This window comes from Celerinatantimonas marina (assembly GCF_046054165.1).
Classification (GTDB): domain Bacteria; phylum Pseudomonadota; class Gammaproteobacteria; order Enterobacterales; family Celerinatantimonadaceae; genus Celerinatantimonas.
Genome location: NZ_JBFNXK010000003.1, coordinates 238,395 through 263,608, shown reverse-complemented (window position 1 = coordinate 263,608; position 25,214 = coordinate 238,395). Strand labels below are relative to the sequence as shown.

Below are 25,214 nucleotides of genomic sequence, written 5' to 3'. Positions count from 1 at the left end.
GATAGAACAATGTTTAAGAATAAATATCGGTATTATGTAGCGATACTCTTATTTCTAGCTGGAGTATTAAACTACATGGATCGGTCGGCGCTTTCTATTATGGCTCCGCTCATTAAAACTGATTTAAAAATAACGGATTCGCAATTAGGAATTCTATTTAGCTGCTTTTTCGTGGGCTACTGCCTCTTCTGTTTCATTGGCGGTTGGGGAGCAGATAAATATGGACCTCGAAAAGTGTATGGATTGGCAATGGCTGTGTGGTCGTTATTCTGTGGTGCGACTGCATTAGTGGGGGGCTTTTTCCATTTAATCATTGTTCGAGTGTTGTTTGGTATCGGTGAAGGCCCGATGGGAACCACCACGAATAAGTCTATTTCTAACTGGTTCCCGAAAAAAGAAATTGGTCGTGCTGTTGGGTTTACGAATGCTGGACAACCGTTAGGTGCGGCGTTGTCTGCTCCTATTGTTGGGTTAGTCGGGCTCTATTTTGGCTGGCGGCTTGCTTTTGTTGTGATTGCCTTATTCGGCTTTGTTTGGTTGGGGTTTTGGTTGTGTTTCTTCAGAGATAAACCAGAAGATCATCGCCGGGTTTCTGAGCAAGAAGCCGAACTAATCGTTAATAATCGCCCCGCAAGAGTTCGTAATCCGGCGCATGAAAACGATAGCCATGATTCCATGTGGAAATATATTTTGTCACTCCCGGTTATCGGTGTGGCACTGGCATTCTTCTGCTTTAACTACATTCAATACTTCTTTTTATCATGGTTGCCGATTTACTTGGTCGATTTCCAGCATCTAGATATTAAAAGTATGAGTATCGTCGGAATGCTACCGTGGTTGGGGGCAACCGTAGGGTTCATTATTGGTGGGATGATCTGTGATTATATCTTCTCGAAGTTGAATAACTTTGTCCTGTCACGAAAAATTATTATTTTCGTTGGATTGGGGATCGCGGCAATCAGTGTTTTTTGTACGGCTTACGTGAGTGATTTGTACCTAGCGGTAACCTTGATCACGATTGCCACTATCTTTGCGTATATGACGCCTCAGGCATGTTGGTCACTTTTACAGGATATCGTTCCACCGAAAAAAATTGGCACAACAGGTGGCTTTGTTCATCTCCTGTCGAATCTGGCAGGGATCATGTCGCCTGCCGTCACCGGGTTTATTATCCAATATGGTGGCGGTTATCATTCGGCCTTTATTCTGGCCAGTGTGTTAGCGATTGGGGGTATGATTAGCTTAGTGATTTTTGTTAAAAGTAACTTAGTGCTACGTTTGCAAGCGCTGTAATACAGATGACTCGGCTACCTTTAGATGTAGCCGAGTCGTGATTAGCTCTTAGAGGTTAGTGCAGTAATAATCCGGTCCCTAAGACAACCAGGGCTGAGGCGATCCAGGCACTCCGGGTCGGGATTTGTTTGGTATAGATCCAAAGCATTGGCAAAATCATGATGGGGGTAGTCGCTGAAAACAGGGCGACCAGGCCAACGTTACCGTGACGCAAAGCATATAGAATAAGCGTCATTCCTACTGCCATCGCTAGAAAACCATTGGTAAAGACATAACCGAAGATAGACCAGTTCATGGGTTGATGGGAACGAGTGAGCGACGGCATTCGCCACCATAAGATAAGATGGGCGACTAAAGCCGATGTCATGCGGATCAGTGAGGCTGAAATAGGGTCGGTAGCGCTGTGCAGTGCCGGTTTCGCTAAGATGGCCCCAAAACTTTGTCCTAAAGCTGAGGTGAGTCCCAATAGAATGGCCAGTGCGAGTGGCCCCCGAATGGCTTCCCATTGATGTTTCTGATTTTTCCCGAACATAATCGCTAAAGCAACCCCGATCAATAACAGACTTGCTCCGGCAATTTGCCAGCTGTTCATGGTTTCCTGAAAACAGAGGATCCCCAAAATGGGAGTAAAAATTGCATTACAGGTAAATAATAACTCGGCACGGCGAGGCCCGATCCGATTCATGCAGGCAAACAAAGCGGTATCACCGATAAAGATGCCGATGATACCTGAGATGATAAGCCATAATAAATCATGAAGTTGCAGCGTTTGCCAACCGCCGGTGATTAAACTGGCAATGGCTAAAACGGCGCTGACAACCGCCATTCGGTAGCGGCTATATGCAAAGGCCCCGAGGTGGCGGGATGGTATGACAGAAATCAGGCTCGTTAATGCCCATAATGCTGCAGAGATTAACGCGAGCCACTCATAGCCCATGCTGTTGTTCCTAAAGCGTAAATTGAGGGGGAGTACGGTAATCGTTTATGATTTGGCTGACAAGCAGTTTAGGATCTAACTCTGGGTTCTTTGATAAAAAGCTGGCGGATTGGGCGAGGACGATCATACTTGATACGGGGTTTGTGCAGTAACCCAGAGTTTGCAGCAAGTCCCGACGTTAAAATTTACCTTTTTCCATCACGGGGAGTAGTGGAGCAGATGAGTAGTTTAAGTCCCACCTTACGGATCGCTCGGGATGTTGATGTGGATGCAATTCGCCGGATTTATGTACAGGTTTTTGAACATCCGGGAGAAGCTCGGTTTGTCGATTCGATGCGAGGACTTGTCGATTGTCCACAACTTTCAATGGTTGCTGAAGTGGATGGTGAAGTGAGCGGTCATATCTTATTAAGTGAGATCCAACTTCAGGGAAACACGCAATTGAAGATCATGGCGCTGGCACCAATGGCCGTTGTCCCCAAATGTCAGGGGTTCGGAGTGGGTAGTGCGATGATTAATGTGGCCATTGAGCAAGTTCGCCGACGGGGATATCACGCTATCATTGTGATTGGTTTACCGGATTATTATCCGCGCTTTGGGTTTCGTTCTTTATCGGAATATGGCTGGCAATGTCCATTTGAGGTCGATCCCACGTCGATTCTAGTCGCGCCGTTGACCGATGGGCCTCTGCATGAAGGGCATGAGGTCTTGGATTATCCGGCGCCATTTTCTCAGCTTTTTAAGCTTCGTTAAACTAATGCCTCCAGCGCGGCAACGATATCCTGACACTCTTTGGCGAGTGTTGGGAGGGTGGTCTCCATCATGTAGCAGGGGGCTGTCACCAGTTTGTGAGCCCGATCGATGGTAATGTCACCGATCAAACAGGCGACAGGGTTGGCTCCGCAGACTTTTATCCCGGCTTCAATGGCAGCGATATCATAAGGGGAAGGCTGAGACTGATTGCCAATGGTCAGGGTGACGGCAATATGGGTTCCCTGTAAGGCTTTGGCGACTGTCGTGGGGGCCATACACAGTGCGGCGAGCGGTTTGTTGCTTTGGATCCATTCTTGGATGATGGCTGCTACGGAGGGTTCGATGGCACCGTCCGGGCCTTGAGTCGCCCAACGAGTCAGGTTTTTGGCCACACCAAATCCTCCGGGGAGCCAGAGTGCATCAAAGTCTGCACTACGCAAAGCCGTTAGCGGTTGGATCTGTCCCCGAGCAATTCGAGCCGACTCTTCAAGGACATTCCGAGTTTCTGATTTAAGCTCACCATTTAAATGGTTGATCACTTCGGTTTGGATTATATCCGGAGCAAAGCAAGTATATTGATGGCCTGCCTGACTGATGGCGAGCAGGCTTAATACGCTTTCTTGAATTTCACTGCCGTCATACACACCACAACCACTTAATAATACGGCTATTTTCATTGTAAACCTCACTGTATTTAGGGGGTGTTGACCTTTTGTGATGGTTGTAAAAACAATCCTGAAAGGTCAATAGTCCTTAGGCGATAAGCTCTGTAATCTGTAATTGTGAATAGGGATCCGCTGGATTCGCTTGTTCCAAATAAAGTTCGGCATTGCGCAGTGGATAGCAAGTCGACCAGCCTGGAGGCATATTGAGTGTCCAGTCATTGAGCTGCTCTTTATTCTGCAATAGGCTCACCGATTCGTAATCTTGATGGTTGCGACGCATACTCAGGATAATAGCAATGCGCAATAAGCGAGTGAGCACGACCGAGCGTTCAAATGGAACCGCCCGCTGTTGTTTTAGAGGCTCAAGCTGCCAATCGCCCCGTTGATTGAGCAGCATGGCTGAGATCAGATGCTTTTGTTCATTACTAAAGCCGGGTAGATCACTATGGTCAATAATATAGGCCGCATGTTGCGGGGCTCGTTTGAATTCGATATTCAGACCCACTTCATGAAAAAGTGAGGCATAACGTAGCATTTGCCGTTCGTGATGATTGAGTTCTGGAACAATCTGTAAGGCTAACTGGCGGGAATAATGGTTGACCTGTTCAGCCTGCGTCAGATCAATATGATGGCGGTTGATAAAGCTCTCGGCCGTTTTATTGCGAATACTGGAACTGGGTTGCTGGCTGAGTAAACCGTACACTAATCCTTCCCGAAGTGCTCCGCCTGCCAGACTCATCTCATTAATTCGGAGCTCTTCAAATAGGCCGATTAAAATCGATAAACCACTTGGGAAGACCGGTTGTCGCTCAGCGCTGAGGCCTTGGATCGTAAGTCTTGAAAAGTCACCACAGGTGATGATTTGTGCTCGCAACTGATACAACTTTTTAAGAGTGATCGATTCGGCCATATTCTGGGCCAACATGACTTCTTGAATCGCCTGAATGGTTCCTGAAGCACCGATACAGCTTTGCCAGCCAAGACGCCGATAATGGCTGACATAAGGCCGAAGGGTGGCTTTGGCCGCGGCGATAGCTTGGTCAAAAGTGGCGGAATTTAAGCTTTCCGGACCGTCAAAATAGCGTTTAAGCCAGGTGACACACCCCATGTCCAGACTATTAAGCAACATCGCCTGATTTTGTTCTCCGACGATTAATTCGGTGCTGGCCCCGCCGATATCAATGACCAGCCGTTTCCCTTGACCACTACTGGTACAGGCGACGCCTCGATAAATAATACTGGCCTCTTCATCACCACTAATCACCTGCAGTGGATGCCCCAGAATCTGTTCGGCCTTGGTAATGAATTGCTGGCGATTGGTGGCTTGACGTAACGTTGCCGTAGCCACAATGATCAGATTATCTGCATCAATATCCCGGAGCTGTTCGGCAAACAGCGACAGACATTGCCACCCTCGGGTCATCGCCGGGTGATCCAACTCATTGGCCTGATTGAGCCCTGAAGCCAAACGGACTTTACGTTTAACTTTGGCAACCGTTTGGATAGCGCCCCCGACTTCACGAACAATCAACATATGGAAGCTGTTCGAACCTAAATCAATGGCAGCATAAAGTGGTGACACGGTTCCATCCCTTCCTGGTTTAGCTATGACTCGATTGGCTGGGACTCCGCCGCCGCCGATTTCGGTTGGTATTTCGGGTCCGTCCCCCGTTGCTGTTTTTCCCGGTTCGGTTATTGCGGGGGCGATGCAATTTAATCGGTGCCGGTAAGTCGCTCAACAAGGCTTCTGGATCATATTGGGTCACTGGGATCGGATGCTTGATATAGGCTTCAATCGCTGGAAGATTAAAAACGTATTCCTCACAGGCGAGGCTAATGGCTTTGCCATCTTCCCCGGCTCGACCGGTTCGACCTATTCGGTGTACGTAATCTTCAGGATCATCCGGTAAATCAAAGTTAAATACCATGGTGACATGAGGAATATGCAATCCGCGTGCGGCCACATCGGTTGCGACCAGAATATCCAGATCGCCTTTGGCAAAATCATCCAGAATTCGGATTCGTTTGCGTTGGGCAATGTCCCCGGTCAATAGTCCGACCCGATGTCCATCGGCACTCAAGTGTCCCCAGATATCTTCACAACGGTGTTTGGTATTGGCGAAGACAATGGCTTTATCGGGCCATTCTTCTTCTAAAATGGTTTGGAATAGCGCCATTTTTTCGTTGTTCGAGGGATAGAAGAGTTCTTCGCTGATCCGCACATTGGTCATTTGCTCTGGTTCGATCACAATGTGTTTCGGTTCGTTCATATGTTCAAAAGCGAGCTCTTTGACTTTATAGGATAAGGTGGCCGAAAAGAGCATGTTGAGTCGTTGGGTTGGAGCACTCATGCGCCGCATCAGATAGCGAATATCTTTAATAAAGCCCAGATCAAACATACGATCCGCTTCATCAAGAACCAAAACCTGAATCGCGCTTAAGTCAAATGTCTGTTGTTTGTAGTAATCGATCATGCGGCCAGTCGTTCCGATGAGGATATCGATCCCCTGTTCCAGAACATGTCGCTGACTTTCGTAACCTTCGCCTCCGTAGACGAGTCCCATTTTCAGGCCAGTAGTTTGCGCAAGAACTTCCGCATCCCGGTGGATCTGAATCGCTAACTCTCGGGTCGGGGCCATGATAATAGCCCGGGGTTGATTGATGGCGCGACCTTCGGGTGCCGGAGTTACCAGTAAATGATTAAAAGTGGCGATTAAAAAAGCCAGCGTTTTTCCGGTTCCGGTCTGCGCCTGCCCCGCAATATCTCTGCCGGATAGCAGAATAGGCAAGCTCTCTGCCTGAATTGCGGTGCAGTTAATGTAGCCTTGCTGCTCCAGTGCTTGGAGCACTTCGGATTGGAGTCCCAGATCGGCAAATTTCTGGTCTGTTAGATGTTTTTTACTCATTCTTAAAGCATATCAGGTTAGGGTTGCAATAATAAGCAGGATCTATTCAAATAGAGCAACTAATATTACGAAAAGTCTTAAACTTTTTGTGACACTTATTATTGTAACCCGGAGTAACCAATGAGCGACAATATTGTTCATGTAACTGATGACGGCTTTGAAGCCAGTGTTTTGAATGCTGGGGGTCCCGTTATTGTAGACTTTTGGGCTGAATGGTGTGGCCCATGCAAGATGATCGCGCCGATTTTGGAAGAAGTCGCCAGCGAATATGCCGGAAAGATCACGGTAGCAAAATTAAATATCGACGAAAATCCGAATACACCTCCGAAATACGGCATCCGTGGTATTCCAACGTTGTTGGTATTTAAAGGTGGGAATGTGGCAGCAACCAAAGTTGGTGCTTTATCTAAGACTCAGTTGACACAATTTATTGATGCAAACCTATAAATTGTAGTATAATAAAAGCAGATTCTATTTGAGTCTGCTTTATTACTGGATTTTCCGTTGAAGCAGTGCTAATTTACTAAGTCGAAGATTCTGTGCCGATCCTGTAGGCCACTTTCATTACTTCAGTCTGTATCGACTCACTTATCAAGTTATAAACCTTTAATCTGAAATATAAAACTATTTAGGGTATATCCCTGACCAACCAAGAAACTCACCACTATGAATTTAACTGAGCTGAAAAATACCCCAGTCCATGATTTGGTCAATTTAGGCGAAAACATGGGATTGGAAAATCTTGCCCGCCTACGTAAGCAAGACATTATCTTTTCTATCTTAAAAGCCCACGCGAAGAGCGGGGAAGATATTTTCGGTAATGGCGTATTAGAAATTTTGCAAGATGGCTTTGGTTTTTTGCGAAGTGCCGATAGTTCGTATCTTGCCGGTCCTGATGACATTTATGTCTCACCTAGCCAGATCCGCCGTTTTAACCTTCGCACTGGGGATACTATCTCCGGGAAAATCCGACCACCGAAGGATGGCGAACGTTACTTCGCACTGCTGAAAATCAACGAAGTCAATTACGACAAACCTGAAAACTCCCGTAGTAAAGTCCTTTTTGAAAACCTGACCCCGCTGCATGCAACCAAACGTTTGCGGATGGAACGCGGCAATGGTTCAACTGAAGATATTACCGCCCGGGTACTGGATTTAGCATCCCCAATTGGGAAAGGTCAGCGTGGTCTTATTGTTGCACCGCCTAAAGCCGGTAAAACCATGTTACTGCAGAATATTGCGCAGAACATTGCGTTCAATTATCCCGAATGTGAGCTGATGGTTCTGTTGATCGATGAACGTCCTGAAGAGGTGACTGAAATGCAGCGCCTGGTGAAAGGGGAAGTCATCGCATCAACCTTTGATGAACCAGCAAGCCGTCATGTTCAGGTCGCTGAAATGGTGATCGAAAAAGCCAAACGGCTGGTAGAGCATAAAAAAGATGTAGTGATCCTATTAGACTCGATTACGCGTCTGGCCCGTGCTTATAACACCGTGATCCCATCTTCCGGTAAAGTATTGACTGGTGGTGTGGATGCGAATGCTCTGCATCGTCCGAAGCGTTTCTTTGGCGCTGCACGTAATGTTGAAGAAGGTGGCAGCTTGACCATCATCGCAACAGCGTTGATCGATACCGGTTCGAAAATGGACGAAGTGATCTATGAAGAGTTTAAAGGCACAGGTAACATGGAATTGCATTTAAGCCGTAAGATTGCTGAAAAACGTGTTTATCCTGCGATTGATATCAATCGTTCCGGGACTCGTCGTGAAGAGTTACTGACGACTCAGGATGAACTGCAAAAAATGTGGATCCTGCGTAAAATCGTGCATCCGATGGATGAAATTGATGCCATGGAATTTCTCATCGATAAACTGGCAATGACCAAAACGAATGATGAATTCTTTGATGCCATGAAGAAAAAATAACCGATGAGGGCCAGTCCGAGCTGGCTAATGGATGAAGCAACTGTTACGAGTAAGTTTGCTGATCGGTGCACTTGCCGGGTTCATTGTTCCGTCGGCATGGGCTGCTGAGTCGTCAGCTGATGATGCATTACCGCTCTTGCAACAGGCCCGACGACAGTTGCAGGATGGGAATATTAACTGGCTTAATTATCATATTCCCGTTCTGACACCAGAACAGCGGGAACCGCTGTTATATGTGTTGCTCAGTCGTTATTATCAGCTCCGTATTGAACCGCCGGATGGTATTCGACAATGGCTGACCCGGTTAGCGGCTGAACGGCCACTTATTACCCAGCAATCGACTCTGGATGATTTTGCCATTACGGTTCCCCGTTATGATTATCCAGCTTTGGCCCGAGCGATCCTCCGTCACTGGCAAGTCGAACAGCGTCAGCAGCAGTATGCTCGCTTATTACGAGAAGGGCATTTCCCGTGGCGGGAAATTTTTAGAGCGGATAATTCACTGTTGTTAGCCCAGCAACAGGATGTTGTTCATGCTTTGGGTGAGCTGACCCATGATCAGCTACATCGGGCTTATCAGCAAATTCAGCAGGGATTTTACTTCCCGGATAACAGCGTCTTGGCTGCGATTGCTCTGAATTTAAAATCACCAGAATTACTCTCCCGGTTATTTCATTTGACCGTTGATCAATACAGCATTGACGCGGCACTCGCTGTTGCTGAGCATTTTTCACCTCCGCAAGCCTTGCAGATATTAACGGCGGCGGTTTCCGTTAAAACGTCAGAAATGCGCTACCATGCTCTGCGGGCGATTGTGATTTTGGCGCAGCGTTCGCCCGAAGCTCAGCGTTATCTTGATCAACAACGTCAGCACAATCACCATTTACAGCCGCTGATCGATACTATGACGCATCAGCTCTATCAGTCGGCGCGATCATAAGGAAAGCTATGACATATCATGATCTGCGTGAGTTCATCACATTGCTTGAAGCTCAGGGTGAACTGAAACGGATTCAGTATCCCGTTGATCCCTATCTGGAAATGACCGAAATTTGTGATCGGACCCTGAAGCAGGGAGGACCGGCTCTCTTATTCGAAAACGTCAAAGGTTATTCGATCCCGGTGCTGGGAAATTTATTCGGTACTGAACGACGAGTCGCTCTGGGAATGGGGCGTCGTGATGTGAGTGAGTTGCGGGATGTCGGGCAGTGGCTTTCTTATCTTAAAGAGCCGGAACCCCCGCGAGGATTCAAAGAACTCATTGAAAAACTGCCTGTGTTTAAACAAGTCTTGAATATGCCGACTAAAAAGTGCCGTCATGCACCATGTCAGGAAGTTGTGCTAAGTGGTGATGAAGTCGATTTGGATAAACTACCGATCCAGACTTGCTGGCCGGGGGATGCGGCACCATTGGTGACTTGGGGGTTGACGGTCACTAAAGGCCCTTATAAAAAACGGCAGAATTTAGGTATTTATCGTCAGCAAAAGCTGGCTAAAAATAAGTTGATCATGCGCTGGCTTTCCCATCGGGGGGGGGCATTGGATTATCGGGAATGGCAGGAGGTTCATCCGGGAGAACCTTACCCGGTTGCAGTCGCTTTAGGCTGTGATCCGGCCACGACCTTGGGGGCGGTGACACCGGTACCGGATTCATTGTCGGAGTATGCCTTTGCAGGCCTATTACGGGGAAGTCGGACCGAAGTTACCCGGTGTATCAGTCATGATTTGGACGTTCCGGCGCAGGCTGAAATTGTTCTGGAAGGCTATCTGCTTCCTGGGGAAACGGCAGTAGAAGGTCCTTATGGCGATCATACGGGCTACTATAATGAAACCGATGAATTCCCGGTTTTTACGATTACACATATCACGCATCGGCGCGATCCGATCTATCACTCGACTTATACCGGGCGTCCACCGGATGAGCCTGCGATGATGGGCAAAGCGTTGAATGAGGTCTTTGTGCCGATTTTGCAAAAACAGTTTCCAGAGATCGTTGATTTTTATCTGCCACCGGAAGGGTGTTCCTACCGAATGGCGATTGTCACGATGAAAAAACAATATGCGGGACATGCCAAACGGGTCATGATGGGGGTCTGGTCGTTTTTACGGCAATTTATGTACACTAAATTCGTTGTGGTGTGCGATGATGATGTGAATGCCCGAAACTGGCAGGACGTGATTTGGGCGATCACCACGCGGATGGATCCGGTTCGGGATACGGTGATGATGGAAAATACCCCGATTGATTATTTAGATTTTGCCTCACCGGTCGCAGGGTTAGGCTCTAAGATGGGGCTGGATGCGACCAACAAATGGCCTGGGGAAACGGATCGGGAGTGGGGACATGTCATTGCAATGGATGATGCGGTGAAACAGCATGTCGATGATATTTGGGATCAGCTAGGCATTGAATAGCGGCAATGATAAGCTGTAATAAATATATATGTTTATATCCCTTGTGTGATCAGGGTCGATTGAAAGTGCGGAGAGTCAATGAAACGGATGAATTGCCAAGTCGAAATGATAAGTCAAATTTTGGATGATATTTATAGCGTGAGTTTAACGCCTGATCAGCCTGTTGAATTCGCTGCCGGACAATATCTACAGGTTGTTATGGCTGGGGACGATAAGCGGCCTTTTTCCATTGCCAGTACTTCGTCAGCAAAACGGTTAGAGTTGCATATCGGGGCTCCGGCTGGGAATGATTATGCGCTGCAGGTGGTGGAACGACTCAAGCAACAGGGTCACATTGAAGTTGAGCTCCCATTTGGTGAGGCTGGGATCAGCAAAGCACCTGAGCGGGATGTGCTGATTTTGGTGGGCGGAACCGGATTTTCCTATGCGAAATCACTGGTGGAATATCTGGCATCGATTCCGCATCAGCAACAAGTGTTTTTGTATTGGGGCGGGCGCAATCTGGGCGGATTATATCTGTATGAGTTAGCTCAGAAGTGGCATGCGCAGGGCGTTGTGAAGTTTGTCCCCGTGGTTGAACAGTCCTTCCCTGAGTGGCAGGGTAAAGTTGGATTGGTGCATCAGGCCGTGCTGGATGATTTTACTTCGCTGGCGGATGTTGATGTGTACGTGGCCGGGCGCTTTGAAATGGCAGCGGTGGCCCGGGACGCTTTCATCTCCCGGGGCTTACCCTTGGATCAGCTACACGGCGACGCGTATAAATTTATTTAGAAGTGATCGGCGGTTGGGACAACGGATGCACTTGGAGCGCTTGTCGGTACCAGTGCATAGCCTGAGCGCTATCGCGCCGTGCCGCGAAAAGATCACCGAATAAGCGGTAAGTCTGTTCAGTGGGATGATGTTCCATATTTTCTTTTAAATATTTTTCAGCATCATCTAGCTTTCCGGCATGCAAACAGATGGCCGCGAGTGTCGGTAGCAACAAGGTCGGGCGTGTTTGCTGTCGGTAAAGCTGTTCCAGTTGGGGTAACAACTTATGCGAGTGCGTTTGCGGTAACTTACCGATTAATTCAAATATTATATCATCAGGATTGCTGAGGGCTTTTTTCAGCCAGTAGAGCAACTGTTCTTGCATGTTGGCTTGCAGAAGAGCGTCTGCGGCCGACTGCAGTAACCAAGATTGTTGTTTAAGTTTTTTGGGTAAACCTTTCCAATAACGTTCGAATGCCGCTTCATCTTGTTTCACCAAGGTATTAAATTGTCCCCGATAGACTCGAGCCTGTTCGGTTTGCCAGCGGGAAGGTTGATGTTTCAGCAATGCGTTTAACAGTTCAAGCTGGCGTGCCCAGTCGTTTTCATGGCGCGCAATTTCAAAATTAAGCTGTTGAACGGCCGGACGATGTTGTTGATCATTCGGCAGGGTGGCGATCAGTTCTTTCACCGCCGCCATATCTCCTGCTTCTAACTTCAGTCGGGCTCGGGTAAGTTTGATGGCATAACGAGTTTTTGAATCCGGGCTTTTACGATCCGCTTTATCCAATAGCTGATCGCTTTGTTTATATTGTCCTTGATAAGCAGCTGCTTTCGCGGCAGATAAGTAATTGAGTGATGGTGTATCACTGCCTTTGGCTGCTTTGGTCAGGCGTTGCTGAGCATCCAGATAGTCACCCTGATAGAGTGATAATAATCCCTGCTGGGTTTGCTCTCGGGCATTTTGATTGCGGCGACCTTTCCACCAACGACTCAACTGCGGTGCTCCGAGCCATAAGCGTTTGATTAAACTGGTGACCAGTTGTGCCAGAATGTACAGCACAATAACTGCACTCACACCGCTGACGACCGACATCTCAATCGTGTAGTGGCCAAACGCAATGAGTACATATCCCTGTCGGCCTTCCAGCAGTGGTCCGGCAATCATTCCTGCGGCAATGACCAGTAATAAGAGAAATAGCCGGATCATTGATTATTCTCCTGCACTTGCGAAGTGGATTGGCCGAGTTGTGTAATAATATGGTCAATTTCAGCAACGCTGCCCAGTTGTTGCAATTTCACTGCACTGACGGGCGTTTCGGATAGTTCATTCAAGCTTCGAACCAGATGTTCCGAGGCCGGATTATGGGTGAAGTAACGATTAATCCAGTCGATAGCCTGTTTCAAACTTTGTTGGTAGAGGTCATTTTGCCGTCGTTCAGCAGCCAGTGCTGCTTGCTGCAATTGGAGCTGTAAATTTTGTTTCAGATACCAGGATTGTTGGGGAGCCAACAGGGGTTCGACATCACCTTCCCGGCGACGTACCGTAATAAATTGATCGATAAATCGATGCCAGGTTTGTTTCAATGAAATGAGCCATCCCTGCGTTTCTGTAGGCGAGGGCTGATCCGTGTCTGACTGAGCTTTGGGAAGTTCGACTTGTGTGAGAGCTAACTGTTGGATTTGTTCACGCAAGCTATCAATTTTGATAACGATTCCTTCGATATCGACTTCAGGTAATGCATCTAGGTGATTGATATCATCTGAAATAGTTCGGCGCAGCGGAATATAGCTGGGATCTTTAAGGCCGGAGATACTTTGATCGGCACTGTGCAGTAGTGATTTAGCCGAGTTGATATCATTTTCTAGCCAAGCTTTACGGGCCGCTATGTGAATTAAATATTGGGCTTCGTAGAGTCGCCATTGATTTAAATCATGAATGTTTAATTCATTCAATCGTTGATGCAACTGTTGAGTATCAGCTTGCAAACGGCTCAGAACTTCCCGAGTTTGACTGCTGCTTTTATTAAGTTCACCCTGCGTCTGATCCAGCGACTGATTCAATTGAGCCGTGGTTTTAGAGGCTTGCATTTGTGCACTGCTCAGCTGCGAAGCCAGTTGTGAAGCTTGGGCTGATACTTCGTTAAGTTGCTGTTGGGTTTTTTCCAGAAGGGTCCAGCCATAGCCTGCAATAGCAATGGTCACAACTAAAGCAATCCCGGATAAAACAAGCGCTGGCTTTGTGCTCCGCGACTTGGGTTGAGATGGGAGTTGTTTAGATTGCTCTTCAGTCATAGAGATTCCTTACTCAATAGTTTCAAGGGTGGCCATTAATGCCTCTACAGTGGCTCCTTGACAGTTATACACATGACGAAACTTAAAATCGATAAGGGATTTACCTACTCGTTCACTTGGAATAAATAAATCACAATTTTGCAGCCACGCCTGACAGTGATAACGATTCGCCAGGTGGATCAGGTGATTGGCTTGCAAGGCACTGTTGCAAACGACTGAATTAATTCCCTTTGCAGCCCACTGCTGGACGATTTCAGCCTGAATAAACTTTGGACACTGTTGATAGCAGCATAGTTCACTGTAGTGCCGAACGAGTCCCGGGAGCTTCTGCTTTAGCCAGTTTCGTGATGTAGCCCCCCGTAATAATAAAACCTGAAGTGAACTTAAATCAGGCTGTTGACTGAGTAGCTCCAGCATCCCTTCGCTGTTGGATGGGGTGGCCAGTTGCACATCCAGTCCGGCACTGATCCATCGTTTGCCTGAACTGGGGCCAATGGCAAAGTAGCGTTTTGTGGGCCACTGATCTGGCTGACAAAATTGACTGGCACGGGGACTCATGGCAATGATCGCATCAAATCCGGCCAGATAATCCTGCATGATTTTCCCCTGCCAGGGCGCACAGCCCACCAGATCCAGCAACGAAGTGTACGTGCAGCAATATCCTGCTGTTTGGAGATGGCTCTGGTCTTGTTCGACACTGCCGGGAAACCCCGTGAGTAGCAATTGTCGGTTAGAACGCCGCACCGGTAAGATCCTGTAAGATGCGACCCGCGCCTTTTTCGAGCAGGGTTTCCGCGAGAGAGTAACCTAATTGCTCGGCCTGTTGTCTAGGGCCATTGATCGCTGCTTTTAACAGTGTTTGACCATCGACAGAACCAACAAATCCTTGTAATTGTAACTGACCTTGGGGATGAAGCGTGGCGTAACATCCAATGGGAACCTGACAGCCACCCTGAAGCCGATTGTTCATGGCTCTTTCTGCCAGCACGCGATCCCGGGTATCGGCATCGTCGAGTGGGGCGAGCAGCGTTTGGATGAATGCATCATCACTGCGACATTCAATGCCGACGGCCCCTTGTCCCCCAGCAGGCAATAGGATTTGGGGGGATAATGGTTGTGTTATTCGCAAGGATAGATCTAACCGCTCTAATCCCGCGCACGCTAAAATAATGGCATCAAATTGGCCTTCATCCAGTTTACTCAGCCGGGTTCCCACATTGCCGCGTAGATCATGTAGCTGGAGATCCGGGCGATAGTGTCGGAGCTGACTTTGCCGCCGGAGGCTGGATGTCCCAACAATGGCACCTTTCGGTAAATCGTCAATAGACTGATAGTGATTACTTACAAAAGCATCATAGGGATTTCCCCGTGCGCAAATGGTTTGGAGTTGTAATCCTTCGGGGAACTCCATCGGTACATCTTTCATGGAATGAACCGCAAGGTCGGCCTGATGTTCCAGCATCGCCACTTCCAGTTCTTTGACAAAAAGTCCTTTGCCCCCGATTTTAGCCAGTGGGGTATCGAGAATTTTATCGCCCTTGGTTTTGATCAAAACTAACTCAACTTGCAATTGATCGTGGTATGATTCGAGCCAGTTTTTTACGAAATTGGTTTGCCATAAAGCAAGAGGGCTTTGTCGGGTCGCAATGCGGACTACGGGCACGATTTTTCCTCTTTGTAAGTCGCTTAAATTGAATGGTTGGCATCATAGCATGGATTATCCTGCTTCCGCGAAATAACCATGATAAACTGTTGGTTTTTTCATCGGTTTTGTTTACCCGATGCTGATAAACTGTTACCATGATCACACTGCAATTGTGGTTATATCATCCTGCAACCGAGCGTAAGTCTCGGTTATGACGGAAACGCCTTAGGTCCAGTTTTGCAACAACATATTGAAGAATATCTGGCTCGGGCCAGTCAGTATAGTCATCAGCGGCGCTCATTTGCGCTGCAAAGCATGAGTTCATCAGCTCGACAGGTTTTCGAGCTGCTCCCCCTGTTGTTGCATTTTAATCACCCTTTACTTCCCGGTTATATCAATGATGATGTTCCTTCGGGCATCAGTCAGTTTTCACCAAGCGCTCGCCATCAGATCATGTTGCAGCAGTATTTCGGATGTTTTTTCCCGGAACCGGATGCGATGACGGCCCCTATTTGGGGGTTGTATTCGATGGGAAGTACCGCCTCAATGGGACAGTCCACGCAAAGTGATTTAGATATTTGGGTGTGTCACGGGCATACTTTATCGTTAGCGCAGCGGGCTTTATTACAGAGTAAATGTTCACTGATTAGTGAGTGGGCCGCTCAGTATGACATCGAACTGAACTTTTTTCTGGTGGAAGAACATCAGTTCAAATCCGGGGCTATTAGTGAGTTGTCTGCGGATAATTGCGGTAGTGCTCAGCATCTGTTGTTGTTGGATGAGTTTTACCGGACCTCGCTTCGGATCGCGGGTAAGTATCTGGTGTGGTATGCCGTTCCGGCTGATTTGGACGAGCCTTATGATGAATTCGTTCGCCGGCATGTTGAAAGTGGCATTTTTAATCCGGATTGCTGGTTGGATCTGGGCGGGTTGGATATGATTCCTGCCGAAGAATATTTTGGTTCAGCCTTGTGGCAGCTGTATAAAGGGATCGACTCCCCGTATAAAGCAGTTTTGAAATTAGTGCTGATGGAAGCCTATTCGGCAGATTATCCGAAGACGCGTTTATTATCGACTGAAGCTAAAGCTCGGTTCCAGCAACCTGAGGTTTTTGCTCCGGATCATCGTTTGGATCCCTATTACATGATGTTGCAACGGGTGACTGATTATCTGTTGCGGATCCGCGATTATACGCGGCTGGATTTAGTTCGTCGTTGTTTTTATCTTAAAAATAATGAACGGTTTAGCTTGCCGAATCTGCTCGGAAACCAAGATTGGCCACGTCAGGTCATGAAAAAATTGGTCCGGGAGTGGCAGTGGGACGATGATCGGCTCCGTTATTTGAATACCCGGAATCGCTGGAAAGTCTTGCAAGTCAAAGCGGCTTATTCTGAATTATTAGATGCGTTGATGCTCAGTTACCGGAACCTGATTCATTTCGCGCGGTTAAATAATATCAGTGAATCGATTAATGCTGAGGATATCGGCATCTTATCGAGGAAACTCTATGCCGCATTCGAAAGTCTTCCTGGTAAAGTGACACTGATTAACCCACAGGTTTCACCGGATCTTTCGGAAACAGATCTGTCATTTGTTCAAGTTGTTGATGGGTGTGCCAACGAAGCGGGGTGGTATTTATATAGCCAGCCGCTGGATTGTCGGATGATGGTCGGGCAAAAAGTGTTAGAGCATGCCTCTTATGTCAGCAAATTAGTGGCTTGGGGGTATTTCAACGAGCTGTTAGTCAGTGATACGCAGTTACACTTACAGGTTAAAAAAGGGGAACTAGACGAACAGCGGCTCACTGAATTTACCAAAGATCTGCGGCATGCGTTTCCGGTGCATGTTCCGCCAGCATCCAATTTAGCATTAACGCGTCCCTGCGAAATTAATCATCTGGGGATCTTTTTAAATCTTGAATCTGATCCGACCGCGCAGTGGACCGGTAAAGTGATTGAGTTTGATGCAGCCAAACCGGATATTTTTGCGTTCGGACGTGGTGAGTCCCCACAGTGTCTGATTGGTTCGATTGATTTGGTCTACCGCAACTCCTGGCATGAAGTGAGAACGCTACATTTCGATGGGATTGAGGCGGTTCCTGATTCATTGGTTACAATTCTGACGAAAATGCATCGGGATGCCAATCCTCCGGAACATATCGATGTCTTTTGTTATAGCCGGCATTTCCGTTCGGTCATTTTAAATGATTATCGACAGTTATTAGTTGAATGTATTAAGTATCGGTTGGCACCGGATAATCAACGACGGATTAAAACGTTGATGGTGGGTCTGCATAAAATAGGTATTTTCTTTGAAGCTCGAGGTGTTTCAGCGAAAAAACTTGATAATAGTCTGGATTTTTACAGTGAACATTCCAGTAGCAAGCTAGCTCGTCAGCCTCTGCGTTTGGATGCCGGAGTGGTTCCGACCATTCCGGGAATTGTCAATGCGCAGGCGAGTGAAGGATTAATTCAATATTTCTTTGAAACCAAAGGCAGTGACCTCAATATTTATATTGTTGATGAACAGAATCGAGTTGAAGTTTATCAGCAATTTGATGGTTCGAAAGACGAACTGGTGCAAGGGATCAATCGTTTTTATACCTCGACTCAGGAACAGTTTGAAGCGGCGAGTGCGCCCATTAATTTTAATCTTCCTCAGTATTACGACATTGTGGAACGAGATGGAAAAGTTGACGTGCAGCCTTATCGCAGTCCGGTTGCTGCATCACCAACCGATGCGACTCATGGGGATACGGAAAAGATCCAGGCGTAACCGGCTTTTTTGCACTTAGTACTGCTATTGTTTTGATGAAATGTTAATGCATCGCGCCATTTCTGGCGCGGAAGATCGTTTGGTTACAGCTGGCTCACGAGAGTGTCAGGTGTTCCCCACTTTGTTTTTCAATAACTTGCTGTAAAAATGAAAAGAATTCGTTCCCGGTGCGGATATCAACCCATTGAGAGTCCCGGTATTCGAAGTGATGACCATCAAATTTAGTGGCTAACCAGATTTGATGTAATGGTTCTTGTTTGTTGATAATCATCTGTGAGCCATTTTCAAAGTTGAGTTTTAACAACCCGCCTTCACCCTCGTAATCGATCTCTCCATCATGGTTATCCAGAGCTTCTTCAAGCTGTTCGAAAATTAGATCTGCAAGTTGGTGAAATTCACTATCGGTCATCTTAGTTATCCTATTGCTTTTCTCGTCTTGAATGCGATGATAAAGACATTTATTACAGGATGAAAATTAAATTATGGCAACACGTTTTATGCTTGTGGTAATAATGTTGGCTGGACTGGCAGGTTGTGGCCAAAAAGGACCGCTGTATTCACCACACCCATCTCAGGCTCATCAAACGGCTGGGCAACAATCTGTTCCGGGTGATCAGGGTACAACAACATCAGGCAATTAAAGGTTAGAGGGATAACTTTTGGATCATTTTAGCTATCAGGGCGGGGAATTATACGCCGAACAAGTCGCCATCAACACATTGGCTGAAGAGTATGGTACGCCACTTTATGTGTATTCCAGAGCAACAATAGAGCGACACTGGAAGGCCTTTAATACTGCTGCAGGAACACGTGAACATTTGATTTGTTACGCGGTGAAGGCTAATTCGAACTTAGCGGTATTAAATCTGATGGCTCGGATGGGCTCGGGGTTTGATATCGTTTCCGGTGGTGAATTGGCACGGGTCATCGCGGCTGGTGGTGATCCGGGTAAAGTTGTCTTTTCGGGAGTGGGTAAATCTAGCAACGAAATTGCCGAAGCGCTTAAAGCCGGTATTTTTTGTTTTAATGTTGAATCAGAACCAGAGTTGGATCGAATCAGCCAGGTAGCGCTGCAATTAAATAAAACCGCTCCGATTTCATTGCGGATTAATCCGGATATTGATGCGAAGACTCATCCTTATATTTCGACTGGTTTAAAAGCCAATAAATTCGGGATCCCGATTGAACGGGCCGCTGAAGTTTATCGGTATGCGGCAAAATTGCCCGGGCTGGAGGTCAAAGGGGTCGATTGCCATATCGGTTCGCAATTAACAGATCTCTCTCCTTTTGTCGAAGCGGTTGATAAATTGCTGAAACTGATCGATTTGTTGGCCGATGAAGGGATCCATATTCACCATCTGGATGTCGGTGGTGGTTTAGGGGTAACGTATGATGACGAACAGCCCCCCGCACCGGATGATTATACGGCGGCATTACATGAACGATTAGGAGATCGGCAATTAATGTTATTGTTTGAGCCGGGTCGGGCGATCATGGCGAATGCCGGTATTTTGGTGACGACCGTTGAATATTTAAAAATCGGTGAGACGAAGAATTTTGCTCTGATTGACGCGGCGATGAACGATTTGATCCGTCCTTCACTCTATGGTGCCTGGCAGGCGATTGAACCGGTCGTTGTGAATTCCACAGCACAGGAACGGGTTTATGATGTGGTTGGACCGGTATGTGAAACCGGAGATTTTCTAGGGAAAGAGCGTAAATTAGCCATTGCTGCGGGTGACCGGCTTGCGGTTCGTTCGGCAGGCGCCTATGGTTTTGTGATGAGTTCGAATTATAACACCCGTCCTCGGGCGGCTGAGGTTATGGTCGATGGCTCTACAACTTATGTGGTTCGGCAACGTGAAAGTCGTGAAAACTTATGGGCCACTGAAAGTGTGTTGCCATAGAGGGGCAAGTTGGTCATGCTGATTAATTTTTCGAAAATGCATGGTCTGGGGAATGACTTTATGGTCATTGATAATGTAACCCAGAATGTTTTTTTTACCAATGAACTAGTGGCCAAATTGGCGGATCGTCATTTTGGTGTGGGATTTGATCAACTATTGGTGGTTGAGCCTCCTTATGATCCGGATCTGGATTTCCATTATCGGATTTTTAATGCCGAGGGTGGGGAAGTGGAACAGTGTGGAAATGGTGCGCGCTGTTTTGCTAAATTTGTCCGCTTAAAAGGGCTGACCAATAAAAAACATATTGCCGTCAGTACTCAGGCTGGAAAAATTGTCCTGCATGTTGAAGATGACGGGCAAATCTCGGTCAATATGGGCGTTCCTGAACTGGAACCCGGGAAAATACCATTCCGCGCCAACAAAACTGAAAAAACATATCTATTGCGGGAAGCCGATCAAACCCTGTTCTGCGGCGTGGTTTCTATGGGAAATCCGCACTGTGTTCTGGAAGTAGACGATGTGGATACGGCGGCAGTGGAAACTTTAGGACCATTGCTGGAGCGTCATGAGCGGTTTCCTCAGCGAGCTAATATTGGGTTTATGCAGTATCTGAGTTCCGATCACATTAAATTACGGGTTTTCGAGCGTGGTGCGGGCGAAACGTTAGCCTGCGGAACTGGGGCGTGTGCGGCCGTGGTTGTGGGACGATTGCAAGGTAAACTCGCTGAGACGGTCGATGTGGATCTTCCCGGTGGGCGGTTAAAAATCCATTGGCCTTGTGAAGGGAGCCCCGTCAAGATGACCGGGCCGGCTGAGCATGTCTTTGATGGACAGATTAATATATGAGTGTCTCAAATCTGAAGACCGAGCTATTGGATGATGAACAGGTTGCTGAATACCTTCAGCACCAACCTGATTTTTTTAATCGTTATCCTCAGCTTGCGACTCAACTTAGGATCCCGCATCCCCAGCGGGGAACGGTGTCACTGGTTGAACTCAACCTGTCGCGACTGCGAGATAAGGTGCAGACCCTCGAGTCTGAGATTACAGATCTTATGGCGGTGGCTAGCCATAATGAGCGGATTTTCCGAGTGTATGTTGATTTATTGCCGCTCCTGATGCGTAGTCAATCATTGGCTGAATTGGAAATGCATCTGCATCATGCGCTGGTGGAGCAGTTGGGGGTGACAACGTGGTCGTTGCGACTGAATCGGGATCATTTGTCTCTGGCAAAATCATTTTGGGATCGCAGCTTAAGTGGGGATCAGATTGAAAATATCCGGGTGACTCGGTTAAGTCATGCGGAGCATTATTTTGGGCGACTGACCCGGGGAGAACGAGAGTTATTGTTCGATGCTCCCCATCAGGCTAATTCAGTAGCAATGATCCCGTTAGGTCCACAGGCCCGGTTAGGACTGTTTGTGGCTGCCAGTCTGAATGCCGATCATTATGTGGCTGGAATGGATAGTTTATTGCTCGGGCAGTTATGCGATGTGATTGCAACCTTATTACCAGCGCTGGTGAATGATGTCGCTGCCTGATTCGCTTATCAAACCGGTTCAGAAGTTTTTAGCTTATTTAGAAAGTGAACGGCGTTATAGTCCGTTAACCGTTGAAGGCTATCAACGCAGCCTACAACAGCAGGCCGAGTTACTCGTTTCGATGAATATCAGCGATTGGCGACAGGCATCGCTGGATGATTTGCGACAGTTGGCGATGCGGTTGAATCGGCAAAAGTTATCGGCTAGTTCTATTGCCAATAAGTTGTCGGCGCTGCGCAGTTTTTATCAGTATCTACTGGAGCAGGGGCAGATTAAGGCTAATCCAGCTCGAAGTTTGTCGGCACCGAAGCAAGGGCGACCCCTCCCTAAAAATTTGGATGTCGATACCTTGAATCAATTGTTGAATATTGATGATGAAAGCCCGCTAGGGCGACGTGATGCAGCGATTATGGAGTTGTTTTACGCCTCCGGATTACGACTGGCCGAATTGTGCAGTTTGGATCTAAAAGATATTGATCTGCAGCGACGAGAACTAAAAGTGTTGGGAAAAGGGCGAAAAGAGCGTTTGGTCCCATTTGGACGCAAGGCTCAACAGGCGCTGCAGGAATGGTTTAAAGTTCGCGGTCAGTTATGCCCAATTGGTGAAAAGGCGGTGTTTGTCAGCAAACGGCAAACCCGGATGACGACGCGGTCCGTACAGCAACGGCTGAATGTCTGGGCCCAACGGCAACAGCTTGGAAATCATGTGAATCCTCATAAGCTGCGGCACTCATTTGCGACGCATATGCTAGAAAGTAGTGGTGATCTGCGGGTGGTGCAGGAGCTGTTAGGACATGCGAATCTTTCGACGACTCAGGTCTATACCCATCTGGATTTTCAGCATTTAGCCAAAGTGTATGATGCTGCGCATCCCCGAGCCAAACGGAGTAAATAAGATGCAGTTTTTTCGGCGTTGGCAGCCTCCTCTGGCATTAAGTTTTGATCTGGACGATACGCTGTATGATAATCGTCCAGTGATCCGTCGGGCCACTCAGTGGATGACCGATACATTGGCCGATGAACTGGGTCGGCGCATCAATTGGGTGGCTTATAAAGAGCAAGCTCTACAGCAGGATCCATCGTTGGTTCATGATGTGACTGAGTGGCGTCGAGCCTGGCTTTATCTGGGGCTGAAGACTCAGGGGATTGCTCATCCTAAAGCGCGGGCCGATGAATTATTGGATGCGTTTGTCGCAGTGCGATCCGATTTTGTGGTCCCGGAGGCCAGTCACCAGTTACTTAAAACATTGGCAGAGCGATATCCGTTGGTGGCGATGACCAATGGCAATGTAGATATTCATAAAATTGGTCTGGCACCCTATTTTACCCATATTTATTATGCAGGCGGCGGTTATCGGCAGAAGCCTCATGCCGACCTGTTTACGCATGCCGCAGCGGCATTACAATTAGCACCGGCTCAGATGGCCCATATCGGCGATGATCCCATCACCGATGTGTATGGTGCCGTCAGTAATGGATATCAGGCGATTTGGCTCAACGATCAGCAGCATTCGATGCCGGTTGTGCTGCCGCACTTGATGGTGACGACATTGGATGAGCTGTCGGCGCCTCTTTTATGACGGGAGCAGTTTGTTCTTGGAATGCGGTGAGCCGCGCCAAGAGATCAACAACAGACTGAACAGGATTAATAATGCTCCGGTCCATCCCTGAGGGCTCAGTGTTTCTCCAACGACCGTTACCGCCAAGATTGCGGCCACCAATGGTTCAAATAATGTAAGTAATGTGGCGGTACTTGCATGAATGGAACGCAGTCCATAGCCAAATAAAAAGTAGCCCAATGTCATCGGGATCAGCGCCAGATAACAGCTGATCGCTAAATTTTGGGGTACAGCAAATAGGTGCGAACCGGTAAAGAATAGCGTCGGGAGCAGCAGCACCGAACTCGTTCCAAACAAAATGCCCATCGTGGCCGAAGAACACACCTCCTGATCGATCATTGTTTTAGCGATCCAAGTGTAGATGGCATAACAGAATCCTCCCACAACCCCAAGACCAATACCCAATAGATAGTTGCCGTCGACGTGAATCGTTGTTTGGGTGGCGCCGCAGGTCAGTAATATGACACCGCTTAGTCCTAAGATTAGGCTGATGAGCCAGCGACGATTTAGATTGTTCTGATGATTGAGTATGGCTTCTAGTAACAAAGTAGCAAAAGGAGCCGTGGCAATACTGATCAGCGTGCCGGTGGCCACACCAGCAAGTGTCATCGATGAATAAAATGTCAATGGATAAAGGGCGACGGTCAGCGCTCCCAGTCCGATCCGTTTTTTCATTCGTAATAACGGTAATCGATTCCGGAGGATAGCCCGGAAGTTCCATAATACCTGAAAAATACCCCCGAATCCGGTGGCGAAAGCTCCGATGGCCAGCGGATTAGTCTGGATGGTGAAAGAGGCAAAGGTTCCCGTGGTTCCCCATAAGAAGGATGCGACTAAAATAGCGATAATGCCCATAAAATCAGAATACTGTTGAAATACTGGAGGGATAGATAGTAGCGCGTGTAAATCCTATCTACTGTGCAGAAAAGACGCTTTTATGGCTTGAGAAGACGATGTTTATCCGTGGCTGAACGCTCGGGGAGATAAGCCGGTATAGTTCGTAAAGCGGCGGCTAAAGGCGGATTGATCTTGATAGCCAACCTGCTCTGCGATTTGCTGGATCGGGAGATCGGTATGAATGAGCAGTGCTTTGGCTTTTTCCATGCGCAGTTGGGTCAGATATTGGAAGACGCTGTTCCCTAATGCTTGTTTAAAGCGTTTTTTGAATTGGGTTGGGCTTAAAAAAGCGATTTGAGCCAGTTGCTTGATGGTGAGTTCTTCTGCCAGGTGATCCGAGAGATAACTTTGGACTTCCCGGATCCGGGGATCGGCTAAATCATGCTGGTTTTGTCGGGCCAACAGCTGATAAAACATGGCGTTGATGGACACTTCAAGGTTACTATCCAGTTGATGTTGCAGCTGTTTTTCGACAAAGAACAAAAAACTGAGCAAAGGAGGAGACAAACTGAATAGGGGGCTATGATGGGGCTGGAGGGTTTCGGGAAGTTGCTCCATATCGGCCACAATAAAACGAGCCTGTTCGTCGGCATCGAAGTGATGGAGTTTCCCGGCGCGGATGATAAGACATTCTCCCAGTGAAACTTTACCGCTATATCCATCTAATTGAATATTAATCGCGCCTTGGATTGGGAGTACCAACTGTTCATAGTCATGGGTATGACCAAAGTGTTGTCGGCTATAACTACGAATAGAAAGTGTATTCGGCATGCAACAGGTACCTGATAAAGGGAATGTTACTGATAACGCGATCTGTTACTCAGGTCAATAGGGGCTCTTCGAATTTAACCCAAGCTCCAATTGCCAGAGGTAACTTGGTATACTGGATT

General features: G+C 47.5%; 25 protein-coding genes. 14 read left to right on the top strand and 11 right to left on the bottom strand.

The window, feature by feature from the left end:
• The first annotated feature begins 9 nt into the window (after positions 1 to 9).
• Positions 10 to 1,293 carry an MFS transporter gene (locus tag ABUE20_RS05120; RefSeq protein WP_408618773.1) on the top strand — a complete coding sequence of 428 codons (1,284 nt, stop codon included), beginning with the start codon at positions 10 to 12 and terminating at the stop codon, positions 1,291 to 1,293.
• Positions 1,294 to 1,348: 55 nt separating this feature from the next.
• Here ABUE20_RS05120 and ABUE20_RS05115 read toward each other — a convergent pair whose 3' ends face one another.
• Positions 1,349 to 2,230, bottom strand: a complete 882-nt coding sequence (locus ABUE20_RS05115; protein WP_408618772.1) for a DMT family transporter — start codon at positions 2,228 to 2,230, stop codon at positions 1,349 to 1,351.
• Between the two features lie 219 nt (positions 2,231 to 2,449).
• Here ABUE20_RS05115 and ABUE20_RS05110 point away from each other — a divergent pair, with 219 nt between their 5' ends.
• Positions 2,450 to 2,983, top strand: a complete 534-nt coding sequence (locus ABUE20_RS05110; protein ID WP_408618771.1) for a GNAT family N-acetyltransferase — start codon at positions 2,450 to 2,452, stop codon at positions 2,981 to 2,983.
• On the opposite strand, the gene elbB is transcribed toward ABUE20_RS05110, so the two are convergent.
• The 3 genes from elbB to rhlB all read right to left on the bottom strand — a co-directional run bounded on the left by elbB (position 2,980) and on the right by rhlB (position 6,554).
• Positions 2,980 to 3,660, bottom strand: coding sequence for an isoprenoid biosynthesis glyoxalase ElbB (elbB, locus tag ABUE20_RS05105; protein ID WP_408618770.1), 681 nt, complete (start codon positions 3,658 to 3,660; stop codon positions 2,980 to 2,982). The two genes, ABUE20_RS05110 and elbB, sit on opposite strands and share 4 nt — an antisense overlap.
• Positions 3,661 to 3,736: 76 nt before the next feature.
• The gene (gene gppA, locus ABUE20_RS05100) at positions 3,737 to 5,230 is read right to left on the bottom strand and encodes a guanosine-5'-triphosphate,3'-diphosphate diphosphatase (protein ID WP_408618769.1); all 1,494 of its coding nucleotides are present in this window, start codon (positions 5,228 to 5,230) and stop codon (positions 3,737 to 3,739) included.
• 19 nt (positions 5,231 to 5,249) lie between these two features.
• Positions 5,250 to 6,554 (bottom strand): ATP-dependent RNA helicase RhlB, encoded by a 1,305-nt coding sequence (gene rhlB, locus ABUE20_RS05095; protein WP_408618768.1) that lies wholly within the window; start codon positions 6,552 to 6,554, stop codon positions 5,250 to 5,252.
• Positions 6,555 to 6,674: 120 nt separating this feature from the next.
• Here rhlB and trxA point away from each other — a divergent pair, with 120 nt between their 5' ends.
• From trxA to fre, 5 genes are all read left to right on the top strand, one after another.
• Complete coding sequence (trxA, locus tag ABUE20_RS05090; protein ID WP_408618766.1) at positions 6,675 to 7,001, top strand: thioredoxin TrxA; 327 nt, start codon at positions 6,675 to 6,677, stop codon at positions 6,999 to 7,001.
• Positions 7,002 to 7,220: 219 nt separating this feature from the next.
• On the top strand, positions 7,221 to 8,480 hold the full coding sequence (rho, locus tag ABUE20_RS05085; protein ID WP_408618764.1) for a transcription termination factor Rho: 1,260 nt from the start codon (positions 7,221 to 7,223) through the stop codon (positions 8,478 to 8,480).
• A gap of 31 nt (positions 8,481 to 8,511) precedes the next feature.
• On the top strand, positions 8,512 to 9,420 hold the full coding sequence (locus ABUE20_RS05080) for a hypothetical protein (RefSeq protein WP_408618763.1): 909 nt from the start codon (positions 8,512 to 8,514) through the stop codon (positions 9,418 to 9,420).
• Positions 9,421 to 9,428: 8 nt separating this feature from the next.
• Positions 9,429 to 10,895 (top strand): 4-hydroxy-3-polyprenylbenzoate decarboxylase, encoded by a 1,467-nt coding sequence (gene ubiD, locus ABUE20_RS05075; protein ID WP_408618761.1) that lies wholly within the window; start codon positions 9,429 to 9,431, stop codon positions 10,893 to 10,895.
• A gap of 78 nt (positions 10,896 to 10,973) precedes the next feature.
• Positions 10,974 to 11,666 carry an NAD(P)H-flavin reductase gene (fre, locus tag ABUE20_RS05070; protein WP_408618759.1) on the top strand — a complete coding sequence of 231 codons (693 nt, stop codon included), beginning with the start codon at positions 10,974 to 10,976 and terminating at the stop codon, positions 11,664 to 11,666.
• On the opposite strand, the gene ABUE20_RS05065 is transcribed toward fre, so the two are convergent.
• The 4 genes from ABUE20_RS05065 to hemC are packed head-to-tail and all read right to left on the bottom strand — an operon-like array spanning position 11,659 to position 15,603.
• On the bottom strand, positions 11,659 to 12,855 hold the full coding sequence (locus ABUE20_RS05065) for a heme biosynthesis HemY N-terminal domain-containing protein (RefSeq protein ID WP_408618758.1): 1,197 nt from the start codon (positions 12,853 to 12,855) through the stop codon (positions 11,659 to 11,661). The genes fre and ABUE20_RS05065 overlap by 8 nt on opposite strands.
• Positions 12,852 to 13,940 (bottom strand): uroporphyrinogen-III C-methyltransferase, encoded by a 1,089-nt coding sequence (locus ABUE20_RS05060; RefSeq protein ID WP_408618756.1) that lies wholly within the window; start codon positions 13,938 to 13,940, stop codon positions 12,852 to 12,854. Before ABUE20_RS05060 ends, ABUE20_RS05065 begins: the two co-directional genes overlap by 4 nt.
• Before the next feature lie 9 nt (positions 13,941 to 13,949).
• Entirely contained in the window at positions 13,950 to 14,684 is a 735-nt protein-coding gene (locus ABUE20_RS05055) for a uroporphyrinogen-III synthase (RefSeq protein WP_408618755.1), read from the bottom strand.
• On the bottom strand, positions 14,671 to 15,603 hold the full coding sequence (hemC, locus tag ABUE20_RS05050) for a hydroxymethylbilane synthase (protein ID WP_408618753.1): 933 nt from the start codon (positions 15,601 to 15,603) through the stop codon (positions 14,671 to 14,673). The genes ABUE20_RS05055 and hemC overlap by 14 nt, the downstream gene beginning before the upstream one ends.
• 219 nt (positions 15,604 to 15,822) lie before the next feature.
• On the opposite strand from hemC, the gene ABUE20_RS05045 reads away from it, so the two are divergent.
• Entirely contained in the window at positions 15,823 to 18,360 is a 2,538-nt protein-coding gene (locus ABUE20_RS05045) for a class I adenylate cyclase (protein WP_408618752.1), read from the top strand.
• A gap of 94 nt (positions 18,361 to 18,454) precedes the next feature.
• On the opposite strand, the gene cyaY is transcribed toward ABUE20_RS05045, so the two are convergent.
• Positions 18,455 to 18,769 (bottom strand): iron donor protein CyaY, encoded by a 315-nt coding sequence (gene cyaY, locus ABUE20_RS05040; protein WP_408618751.1) that lies wholly within the window; start codon positions 18,767 to 18,769, stop codon positions 18,455 to 18,457.
• 73 nt (positions 18,770 to 18,842) lie between these two features.
• Between cyaY and lptM the strand changes: the two genes are divergently transcribed.
• The 6 genes from lptM to ABUE20_RS05010 are packed head-to-tail and all read left to right on the top strand — an operon-like array spanning position 18,843 to position 23,388.
• A complete protein-coding gene (gene lptM / locus ABUE20_RS05035) occupies positions 18,843 to 19,001 on the top strand; it encodes an LPS translocon maturation chaperone LptM (protein WP_408618750.1) in 159 nt (52 codons plus the stop codon).
• An 18-nt stretch (positions 19,002 to 19,019) separates the two neighbouring features.
• A complete protein-coding gene (lysA, locus tag ABUE20_RS05030) occupies positions 19,020 to 20,267 on the top strand; it encodes a diaminopimelate decarboxylase (protein WP_408618749.1) in 1,248 nt (415 codons plus the stop codon).
• A gap of 15 nt (positions 20,268 to 20,282) precedes the next feature.
• Positions 20,283 to 21,113: a diaminopimelate epimerase gene (gene dapF / locus ABUE20_RS05025; RefSeq protein WP_408618748.1), complete on the top strand. Its 831-nt coding sequence runs from the start codon at positions 20,283 to 20,285 to the stop codon at positions 21,111 to 21,113.
• Positions 21,110 to 21,808, top strand: coding sequence for a DUF484 family protein (locus ABUE20_RS05020; protein ID WP_408618747.1), 699 nt, complete (start codon positions 21,110 to 21,112; stop codon positions 21,806 to 21,808). The genes dapF and ABUE20_RS05020 overlap by 4 nt, the downstream gene beginning before the upstream one ends.
• Positions 21,792 to 22,703, top strand: a complete 912-nt coding sequence (gene xerC / locus ABUE20_RS05015) for a tyrosine recombinase XerC (protein ID WP_408618746.1) — start codon at positions 21,792 to 21,794, stop codon at positions 22,701 to 22,703. The genes ABUE20_RS05020 and xerC overlap by 17 nt, the downstream gene beginning before the upstream one ends.
• A 1-nt stretch (position 22,704) precedes the next feature.
• Positions 22,705 to 23,388: an HAD-IA family hydrolase gene (locus tag ABUE20_RS05010; RefSeq protein WP_408618745.1), complete on the top strand. Its 684-nt coding sequence runs from the start codon at positions 22,705 to 22,707 to the stop codon at positions 23,386 to 23,388.
• Here the strand turns inward: ABUE20_RS05010 and ABUE20_RS05005 are convergent.
• Positions 23,383 to 24,282 carry a DMT family transporter gene (locus ABUE20_RS05005; protein WP_408618744.1) on the bottom strand — a complete coding sequence of 300 codons (900 nt, stop codon included), beginning with the start codon at positions 24,280 to 24,282 and terminating at the stop codon, positions 23,383 to 23,385. The two genes, ABUE20_RS05010 and ABUE20_RS05005, sit on opposite strands and share 6 nt — an antisense overlap.
• A gap of 102 nt (positions 24,283 to 24,384) precedes the next feature.
• Positions 24,385 to 25,095, bottom strand: a complete 711-nt coding sequence (locus ABUE20_RS05000; protein ID WP_408618743.1) for a helix-turn-helix domain-containing protein — start codon at positions 25,093 to 25,095, stop codon at positions 24,385 to 24,387.
• Positions 25,096 to 25,214 lie beyond the last annotated feature (119 nt).

What these genes read in the sequence shown, in the direction of transcription:
- ABUE20_RS05010 (WP_408618745.1), top strand. Translation starts at nt 22,705, where the DNA reads ATGCAGTTTTTTCGGCGTTGGCAGCCTCCTCTGGCATTAAGTTTTGAT.
- ABUE20_RS05120 (WP_408618773.1), top strand. Translation starts at nt 10, where the DNA reads ATGTTTAAGAATAAATATCGGTATTATGTAGCGATACTCTTATTTCTA.
- ABUE20_RS05110 (WP_408618771.1), top strand. Translation starts at nt 2,450, where the DNA reads ATGAGTAGTTTAAGTCCCACCTTACGGATCGCTCGGGATGTTGATGTG.
- dapF (WP_408618748.1), top strand. Translation starts at nt 20,283, where the DNA reads ATGCTGATTAATTTTTCGAAAATGCATGGTCTGGGGAATGACTTTATG.
- cyaY (WP_408618751.1), bottom strand. Translation starts at nt 18,769, where the DNA reads ATGACCGATAGTGAATTTCACCAACTTGCAGATCTAATTTTCGAACAG.
- ABUE20_RS05080 (WP_408618763.1), top strand. Translation starts at nt 8,512, where the DNA reads ATGAAGCAACTGTTACGAGTAAGTTTGCTGATCGGTGCACTTGCCGGG.
- ABUE20_RS05005 (WP_408618744.1), bottom strand. Translation starts at nt 24,282, where the DNA reads ATGGGCATTATCGCTATTTTAGTCGCATCCTTCTTATGGGGAACCACG.
- ABUE20_RS05020 (WP_408618747.1), top strand. Translation starts at nt 21,110, where the DNA reads ATGAGTGTCTCAAATCTGAAGACCGAGCTATTGGATGATGAACAGGTT.
- xerC (WP_408618746.1), top strand. Translation starts at nt 21,792, where the DNA reads ATGATGTCGCTGCCTGATTCGCTTATCAAACCGGTTCAGAAGTTTTTA.
- ubiD (WP_408618761.1), top strand. Translation starts at nt 9,429, where the DNA reads ATGACATATCATGATCTGCGTGAGTTCATCACATTGCTTGAAGCTCAG.
- ABUE20_RS05065 (WP_408618758.1), bottom strand. Translation starts at nt 12,855, where the DNA reads ATGATCCGGCTATTTCTCTTATTACTGGTCATTGCCGCAGGAATGATT.
- fre (WP_408618759.1), top strand. Translation starts at nt 10,974, where the DNA reads ATGAAACGGATGAATTGCCAAGTCGAAATGATAAGTCAAATTTTGGAT.
- lptM (WP_408618750.1), top strand. Translation starts at nt 18,843, where the DNA reads ATGGCAACACGTTTTATGCTTGTGGTAATAATGTTGGCTGGACTGGCA.
- ABUE20_RS05060 (WP_408618756.1), bottom strand. Translation starts at nt 13,940, where the DNA reads ATGACTGAAGAGCAATCTAAACAACTCCCATCTCAACCCAAGTCGCGG.
- rho (WP_408618764.1), top strand. Translation starts at nt 7,221, where the DNA reads ATGAATTTAACTGAGCTGAAAAATACCCCAGTCCATGATTTGGTCAAT.
- rhlB (WP_408618768.1), bottom strand. Translation starts at nt 6,554, where the DNA reads ATGAGTAAAAAACATCTAACAGACCAGAAATTTGCCGATCTGGGACTC.
- elbB (WP_408618770.1), bottom strand. Translation starts at nt 3,660, where the DNA reads ATGAAAATAGCCGTATTATTAAGTGGTTGTGGTGTGTATGACGGCAGT.
- ABUE20_RS05115 (WP_408618772.1), bottom strand. Translation starts at nt 2,230, where the DNA reads ATGGGCTATGAGTGGCTCGCGTTAATCTCTGCAGCATTATGGGCATTA.
- trxA (WP_408618766.1), top strand. Translation starts at nt 6,675, where the DNA reads ATGAGCGACAATATTGTTCATGTAACTGATGACGGCTTTGAAGCCAGT.
- ABUE20_RS05000 (WP_408618743.1), bottom strand. Translation starts at nt 25,095, where the DNA reads ATGCCGAATACACTTTCTATTCGTAGTTATAGCCGACAACACTTTGGT.